At 59.5% G+C, this 7251-nt stretch carries 6 protein-coding genes; 1 reads left to right on the forward strand and 5 read right to left on the reverse strand.

All coding sequences use genetic code 11. From position 1 onward, the window contains the following. Nucleotides 1-3: 3 nt before the first annotated feature. The 4 genes from HBH1_RS19225 to kdsB all read right to left on the reverse strand — a co-directional run bounded on the left by HBH1_RS19225 (nucleotide 4) and on the right by kdsB (nucleotide 4725). Nucleotides 4-1434 (reverse strand): lipopolysaccharide biosynthesis protein, encoded by a 1431-nt coding sequence (locus HBH1_RS19225; protein WP_102664004.1) that lies wholly within the window; start codon nucleotides 1432-1434, stop codon nucleotides 4-6. A 100-nt stretch (nucleotides 1435-1534) separates the two neighbouring features. Beyond that, on the reverse strand, nucleotides 1535-2374 hold the full coding sequence (kdsA, locus tag HBH1_RS19230; RefSeq protein WP_102664005.1) for a 3-deoxy-8-phosphooctulonate synthase: 840 nt from the start codon (nucleotides 2372-2374) through the stop codon (nucleotides 1535-1537). A 92-nt stretch (nucleotides 2375-2466) separates the two neighbouring features. Beyond that, the gene (locus tag HBH1_RS19235) at nucleotides 2467-3414 is read right to left on the reverse strand and encodes a KpsF/GutQ family sugar-phosphate isomerase (RefSeq protein ID WP_199181627.1); all 948 of its coding nucleotides are present in this window, start codon (nucleotides 3412-3414) and stop codon (nucleotides 2467-2469) included. Between the two features lie 30 nt (nucleotides 3415-3444). After that, the gene (kdsB, locus tag HBH1_RS19240; protein WP_102664007.1) at nucleotides 3445-4725 is read right to left on the reverse strand and encodes a 3-deoxy-manno-octulosonate cytidylyltransferase; all 1281 of its coding nucleotides are present in this window, start codon (nucleotides 4723-4725) and stop codon (nucleotides 3445-3447) included. Nucleotides 4726-5375: 650 nt separating this feature from the next. On the opposite strand from kdsB, the gene HBH1_RS19245 reads away from it, so the two are divergent. After that, the gene (locus HBH1_RS19245; RefSeq protein ID WP_102664008.1) at nucleotides 5376-5906 is read left to right on the forward strand and encodes a serine O-acetyltransferase; all 531 of its coding nucleotides are present in this window, start codon (nucleotides 5376-5378) and stop codon (nucleotides 5904-5906) included. A 176-nt stretch (nucleotides 5907-6082) separates the two neighbouring features. On the opposite strand, the gene HBH1_RS19250 is transcribed toward HBH1_RS19245, so the two are convergent. Next, the gene (locus HBH1_RS19250; RefSeq protein WP_102664009.1) at nucleotides 6083-6637 is read right to left on the reverse strand and encodes an FxDxF family PEP-CTERM protein; all 555 of its coding nucleotides are present in this window, start codon (nucleotides 6635-6637) and stop codon (nucleotides 6083-6085) included. Nucleotides 6638-7251 lie beyond the last annotated feature (614 nt).

Consider the following 7251-nt stretch of genomic DNA (forward strand, 5'->3'; position numbering starts at 1 on the left):
GGATCATTTCTTGATTCGTTTGAAGGCCAGGCGGAAGAACTCCTTGGCCGCGGCCCGCTGGAACAGGGCTACCGTGATCAGCCAGAAGAGTGCGCCGGCTCCAGCCAGCCACGTAAAGAGCAGCGTTCCCGTGGCCGGGATGCGGTCGCGGCAGAACATGACAAAGAGCATCATGCCCACGCCGGAAAGCAACGACGGCAGCAGCGCAACCAGAAAATCCTTGAGACCCACGGCAATGAGCCGGCAGGCGAAATAGAAGGTCGGGAAAGCCATCACCACCGACACCGCAAGGTAAGCCAGCGCCAGCCCTTGAACGCCACCCTGGCGCGCACCAAGCACGAACGCCAGTACATACAGCGGCGTGCCGATCAGCGACAGGCGCAGCATCCAGCCGGTCTTGCCCAAGGCCATGAAGACCGGTGCGGCCACGCTGGTGATGACCTGCAGATAACCGACCAGGCCCAGGAACAGCAGGATGTCGCCCACCAGTGCCCATTTGGGGCCGAGGAAGACCGCTACGAACAGGTGCGACAGGCTGGCTACCCCGAACATCATCGGCGCGGCTACGAAGGAAATCAGGCTCAGGGAGCGCAGCGCCAGGCTGGACAGATAGGCGCGATCGTCCTGGCGCCGGCTCATGACCGGGAACAGCGAGCGCACCGCCACCCAGGAGATGTTCTGTACCGGGAACAGCATGAGCTTGTAGGCCAGCGAGTAATTGCCCAGGACGGAGGCGCCCAGCATCTTGCCGACTACGAAGCTGTCGGCATTGCGAAAAACGTAGGCCGCCATCTGGTTGCCAGCCATTGCCCCGCTGAAGGAAAAGACGCTGCGAATCGATGCGCGGTCGAAGATCATCTTCGGTCGCCACGGTGAATAGCGCCATAGCAGCAGGGTCGTGCAGACTGCCGTGATCACCGCCTGCGCCGTCAGGCTCCATACGCCGGCGCCTTGGAAGGCCAGGACCAGCGCGATGGCCAGCGACAGCAGCGAGGCCGCCGATTCGATCCCGGCAATGAGCCGGAAGCGCGACACCCGCTCCAGCAAGGCCTGATGCACCATCGAACTGGCCGCTACCGGGAAGGTAATGGCCAGTACCCACAGCACATGGGTCAAGCGCGGCTCACCGAAGGTAGACGACATGAAAGGCGCCGCCAGCCACAGCAACAGCATCAGCACCATTCCGCCGATCATGTTCAACCAGAACACGGACGAGCTGTCGTTATCGTGCAGTTCGGCCTTCTGGATGATGGCGGCGGCGGTACCCATATCGCGCAGGATGAACGCCAGATTGGTCGCGATGCCGGCCATGGCCATGAGGCCGTACTCGGAAGGGGGTATCAGCCGCGTCAACACGAACATGTTGACCAGCTGGGAGCCAATCTTGACGAACTGCGTTATCGCGATCCAGCGGACATTGGAGGCAGCGCTCATGCCGCTCCCCGGGATGCCTGGCACCAAGTCCGCAGGCCTGCGATTGACGTCGACCGCGCCGTACCAGAAGACTTGCTAGCCTCAATGGGAGCGGCCATGCTCAATGCGTATCCAGCTCAGGCAGGGCCTTGATCAGATCGTCCACTGCCTTGACCTGCTCCAGGAAGGGCTTCAGCTGCGACAGCTTCAGCGCGCTGGGGCCGTCGCACAGTGCCTTGGACGGATCGGGATGCGCCTCCAGGAACAGACCCGCCAGACCCAGTGCCATGCCGGCGCGGGCCAGTTCGGTGACCTGGCCGCGACGACCGCCCGAGGCAGCTGCGCCGGATTCGCGCTGTTGCAGGGCGTGGGTCACGTCGAAGATCACCGGCTTGTTGCCGCTGACCTGCTTCATCACGCCAAAGCCCAGCATGTCCACCACCAGATTGTCGTAGCCGAACTGGGCGCCGCGGTCACACAGCATGACGTTGGTGTTGCCGCCTTCTTCGAACTTCTCGACGATGTTCTTCATCTGCGGCGGGCTGACGAATTGCGGCTTCTTGATGTTGATCACCTTGCCGGTCTTGGCCAGCGCGATCACCAGATCGGTCTGGCGTGCCAGGAAGGCGGGCAGCTGCAGCACATCGCAGACGCTGGCCACTTCGGCGGCCTGGTAGGGCTCGTGCACATCGGTCAGCACTGCCACGCCGTGCGCCTTCTTGACGGCTTCGAAGATCTTCAGGCCGGCGTCCAGTCCAGGGCCGCGGTAGCTCTTGATGGAGGAACGATTGGCCTTGTCGAAGGAGGCCTTGAACACATAGGGGATGCCCAGTTCCTTGGTGACGCGCACGTATTCACCGCAGACATCGACGGCGAATTGTTCGGATTCCAGCACGTTGATGCCGCCAAAAAGGACGAAGGGCAGTTCGTTTCCAACCTCGATATCAAAGATCTTGATCATGTTCCGTTTCCTCATGCAGGAGGTGATTGTTCAAATTACGGCGTCGATCGGGTCGCGCCTGGAGGGGGAGAATACTTCGGTTTGCGCCGAAATCACAGACGCTTGGCGTCTAGCAGCTTGAGTACACCCACCACGTGCTGTTCCTGGTTCAGTGCCACCAGGGCGGTGATGTTCAGTTCCAGCATCTTGGCTTCGGCGTCGACAAACATTTCGCTTTCCGGGACGGTCTTGGGCGAGCGGTTCATCAGGTCGGCGGCGGTAATGTGATAGATGTCCTTGCGGGCGGCCAGGGCGCGGCGCAAGTCACCGTCGGTGATCACGCCACTCAGGGTCTGGCGCTTGCCGTCATCGCTGACCAGGGCCATGCCCAGGCCACCTTCGGTCATCTGACCGATCACATCGATGAGGGGGGTGTCTTGCATGACCCAGGGCACCTGGGTGTGCATCACATCCTTGACGCGGGTGAGCAGGCGCTTGCCCAGGCTGCCGCCCGGGTGGAAGCGGGCGAAGTCGTTGGGCTTGAAATCACGCTTCTCGATCAGCGCCACGGCCAGGGCATCGCCCATCACCAGGGTGGCGGTGGTGGACGTGGTCGGGGCCAGGTTGTTGGGACAGGCTTCGCGCAGCACCGACACATCCAGGACCACATCTGCATTCTTGCCCAGGGTCGAATTGCGCTTGCCGACGATGGCGATGATGCGCAGGCCGAAGTGACGCAGGGAGGGAATCAGGCGGATCACTTCTTCGGTCTCGCCGCTGTAGGAGATGAGGATCGCGGTATCGGCCTCGGTGAACATGCCCAGGTCGCCGTGATAGGCCTCACCCGGGTGCACGAAGAAGGACGATGTGCCGGTGGAGGCGAGGGTGGCGGCGATCTTGCTGCCGATGATGCCCGACTTGCCCATGCCCGAGACGATCACGCGACCGCGGGTGTTGTACATCAGCTTGACGGCCTGTTCGAATTCGTCGGCCAGGCGCTCGGCGATCATGTTCAAGGCTTGCGCCTGTTCCTGGAATACCCGGATACCGGTTTTTCTCATGGTGTGCTCACTTGTTTCTGTTGGGGCGGGTCACTGCGTCATGCGGCTCATGGCCTGGGCATAACCAGCAACGCTGTCATAGATGGCAGAACGGTTCTGGGCGTTCAATACACTGTCGGAAAATTCCCGGAAAGCACCGTGGCCGCCGGGCTTGGCCAGCACGATGCGGGCATGGCGCTTGACGTAGTCAGCTGCGTCGCCGACGGCCACCGGCCAGTCGCAGGCAGCGAAGCCGGGCAGGTCGATGCTGTCATCGCCGATCATGGCCGTGGCTTCGCGACCGACGCCGTATTGCGCCATGATGTCCTGGCAGGCGGCGGCCTTGTCCTTGGCGCCGAGGTGGAATACGGTGATGCCCAGGTCGGCCAGCCGACGGCGCAGCGTGGCCGAATCGCGGCCGGAGATGACGGCCACGTTGACACCGGCTTCCTGCAGCATCTTGATGCCCATGCCATCACGCACGTGGAAGCGCTTGAGGCATTCGCCGCTGTCGTCGTACCAGATGCCGCCGTCGGTGAGAACTCCGTCGATATCGGTGATCACCAGCTTCAGATCCGCCAGGCTGCCGGCTTTGAGCGCCGGATCGGGCAGACCAGCCATCAGGGCACGTACGCGCTCCAGGCAGGCCGGCGTATCCACGCCGGTGGCGGCGTGATCGACTTCGATGACGCGGATCTGCCAGCCGGCATCCATGATGCGCAGTTGCTCCAGCATTTCCGCGCGCTCCAGCTCGCTGGCGGGCAATTCTGGGAAAGCCGCCAGCAGCTCGGCGCGATAGGCGTAGACCCCGATGTGCTTGAAGTAGCGCGTCTTGCCGGTGGACTCGCGTTCAAAGGGAATGCGTGCGCGGCTGAAATACAGCGCGTCGCCCGCACGATTGCGTACGACCTTGACGGTATTGGGGTTCTCCGCCTCGCTGGCACTGATCGGATGACAAAGGGTGCCGACCTGCACCTGCGGTGCGCCCAGCATGGCTTGCAGCAGGCTGCGGAGGTGCGCCGGATTGACCAGCGGTTCGTCACCTTGTACGTTGAGATAGAGATCGGCCGGATGGTGTTGCAGGACCTCGCGCAGACGATCGGTACCGGAAGGGTGGTCGGGCGAGGTCAGGACGGCCTTGCCGCCGAAGGCGGTGACCGCCGCCACGATGCGTTCATCGTCGGTGGCCACCACCACATCGGCCAGTTCTTCCAGAGTCTTCACGCGTTCGTAGACATGCTGGATCATGGGTTTGCCCAGGATGTCGGCCAGCGGTTTGCCGGGCAGGCGGCTGGAGCCAAAGCGTGCCGGGATGACAGCGATACAGCGCATGCGGGACCTCAGCCCAGCGCCGCCGGCCGAGGCGCCAGCGTGTTCGTCATGTCGGGGCGGTGCGATACGGTGGTCATGGAAGTGCTTTCATATGAGGGAGTTCGGTGCGCCATGGCTGGGTGCCTGCCGCGCAGGGAGGTCATCCTGGTTAGCAACGACGCTTCGCTTGCCGCTCAGGTGTGCCGATCGCGGCCACTGCTCGTGATTTCGGTAACCGCAGAGGCGGGCAGGTCGGTGACATCGATACGACAGTTTCAGCTGGCGGCATTTGCTCTTGTCATGGTGGACGTTGCGACGTCGGGGTCACGTGTTCCCGACGTCCGCCTGGTAGGCAAGGCGCGAGGAACTGTGATGTTCTTATCTGGCCAGGTGCAAAGATTCAAATATGAAAGAAAAAGTTCCGCAAAAATTTGCTGAGTGGAAATTTCCCGGCATTTGCTTGCAGTTACTGGCTTGTTCGACAAATTTATCATATTGTTGCGCTGCACAGTCGCATTTTTGCCTGAAATGCCGCGCTGAATAGGTGCATACTTTTTGTTGTCATTGAGTGAACTTTTATTCGCAAATAATGACAAGACGTCAAGATAGCGTTTGATGCTGATTGATGCCGAGAGAAGATTGAATAATCAGTGATTTTGAGAGGAAAAAAGATGTCGCGGGACCCTGACTGGCTGGCCGATCTGGAGCGCTATCACTTGCGCCGTCCGTTTCTGAAAGAACAATCGATCTGGGCCATCTGGGTCTATCGCTGGGGGCGGCGTATCGAGGCAAAACCGCCCGGTCTTGCCCGCAAACTGCAGAACGCGCTGTATTGGCCGCTGTTCCGGCTGACCGAAACCGCTTTCGGCATCAGCCTTCCACGCGGCGCCAGGATCGGTCCCGGCCTGCGTATCTGGCACTTCGGCAACATCTTCGTCAATGAACAGGCTGTCATTGGCGCAGGCTGCACCTTGCGACAGGGCGTGACCATCGGCAATCGTCATGCCGGTGGTCCATCTCCGGTGATCGGCGATGATGTGGAGTTCGGCGCCTATGCCCAGGTGCTGGGCGGCATCCGTCTTGGCGATGGATGCAAGATCGGGGCTATGTCGGTGGTATTGCACGATGTTCCTGCGGGTGCCACGGTGGTCGGGGCGCCGGCTCGCGTAGTTTCGACGGCAGTGAAGATCGACGAAGTCTAAGCGCTCTCGTTTTTGTCGTTCGTTCCGCCAGGCCCGCGCATAACGCGGGCCATTTTTTTGAGCCCGCGGCCGGGACGGAGCAGGATATTTGCCTGCAGACTTGCATGAAGCTCGCCCTCAAATGAAAAAACGCCCGATTGCTCGGGCGTTTTCTCTGCTTATTGCCTTGTTGCTGATCAGGCGGCAGTCATGCCCATGGGCATGGACAGCTTCTGGTCGCCGCGACGACGACGCCACGCCATCATGCCCACGAAGGCCAGGCCGCCCAGCATCATGCTGGTGGTGGATGCTTCGGGAACCGAGGAGATCAGGGTCAGGTTGCCGCCATAGGAGCCGTTGCCGGTGACGGTCAGCTTGTAGAGGCCGGCCGCCAGCGAAGTGGCCAAAATGCCGTAAGTCGTCTCGTACTTCTTCACGCCGTTGGTGGTGGTGATGCTGGTGCTGGAAGAGCTGGCGTAGGTGGCGCCAGTTGCAATGCTGGTCAGCAAGAAGCTGGTCAGCGTGGTCGGAGCAGTGTTCGAACGGGTAACGATGGAAGCCGTCACCGAAGACGACAGATCCGACAGGTTGCTGATCGTGAAGTTGTAGGTATCGCTGAAAGCGCCCGTATGGGAGGCGCTGAAGCCGACCTGATCGTTGACCAGGGTCAGTGTGGTAACAGCTGCATGGGCTGCGGTGCCAGCCATGGACAATGCCAGCGCAATGGCGGAAGCGGCGAGAAGTTTTTTCATGGGATCAATCCTTTAGGTTCACATCTTATTTATGACGAGGATTGCGCGTGGCGCTCTCCATTCAAAAGCAAATCAACTCACTTTGATGCTGGATTGCCCTGGGACAGCTTCGTCGCAGTCAATCTTTTTGTTGCCAAAAAATCATTGCCTCCTGACAAAATCTGACAGGATTTAACAAATAATGTGTTGATGTCGGAAATATAACATTGCGTTCGCTGGCTGAGCAATAAAAATCAGCCTGAAATCAGCTTTTTTTTGAATTTTCTTATCGCCTGAAACCCGCTCCAGTAAAGGATTACGAGAGTTTCTGTCAGGGAATTGATGAGCTTTATTGCGGTGCGGTAACGAACAAATCCACGGGGCAATTTATTTGTCGAATTAATAACTAAAATCGTCTAAAAGTAGATAAAAAGATAATTTTTCTCGCAAAATTAAATTGCATTTTTTGTAATTTTAAATTGCCGTACTTTACATTTGCCTGGCGGTAAAAATTGGCGTGAGTTTATTGACGCATTGTGACCGCTGTCTTGTCTGAAAAATGTTGCGGATACGGGCGAGAAAAGACAAACGACCTGATGCGCAATGCCATGCCGCATCAGGTCGCTTCGGTGGAA

The organism is Herbaspirillum sp. BH-1 (assembly GCF_002870055.1).
Taxonomy (GTDB): Bacteria; Pseudomonadota; Gammaproteobacteria; order Burkholderiales; family Burkholderiaceae_D; genus Herbaspirillum; species Herbaspirillum frisingense.

What these genes read in the sequence shown, in the direction of transcription:
- HBH1_RS19250 (WP_102664009.1), bottom strand. Translation starts at nt 6,637, where the DNA reads ATGAAAAAACTTCTCGCCGCTTCCGCCATTGCGCTGGCATTGTCCATG.
- kdsA (WP_102664005.1), bottom strand. Translation starts at nt 2,374, where the DNA reads ATGATCAAGATCTTTGATATCGAGGTTGGAAACGAACTGCCCTTCGTC.
- kdsB (WP_102664007.1), bottom strand. Translation starts at nt 4,725, where the DNA reads ATGCGCTGTATCGCTGTCATCCCGGCACGCTTTGGCTCCAGCCGCCTG.
- HBH1_RS19225 (WP_102664004.1), bottom strand. Translation starts at nt 1,434, where the DNA reads ATGAGCGCTGCCTCCAATGTCCGCTGGATCGCGATAACGCAGTTCGTC.
- HBH1_RS19235 (WP_199181627.1), bottom strand. Translation starts at nt 3,414, where the DNA reads ATGAGAAAAACCGGTATCCGGGTATTCCAGGAACAGGCGCAAGCCTTG.
- HBH1_RS19245 (WP_102664008.1), top strand. Translation starts at nt 5,376, where the DNA reads ATGTCGCGGGACCCTGACTGGCTGGCCGATCTGGAGCGCTATCACTTG.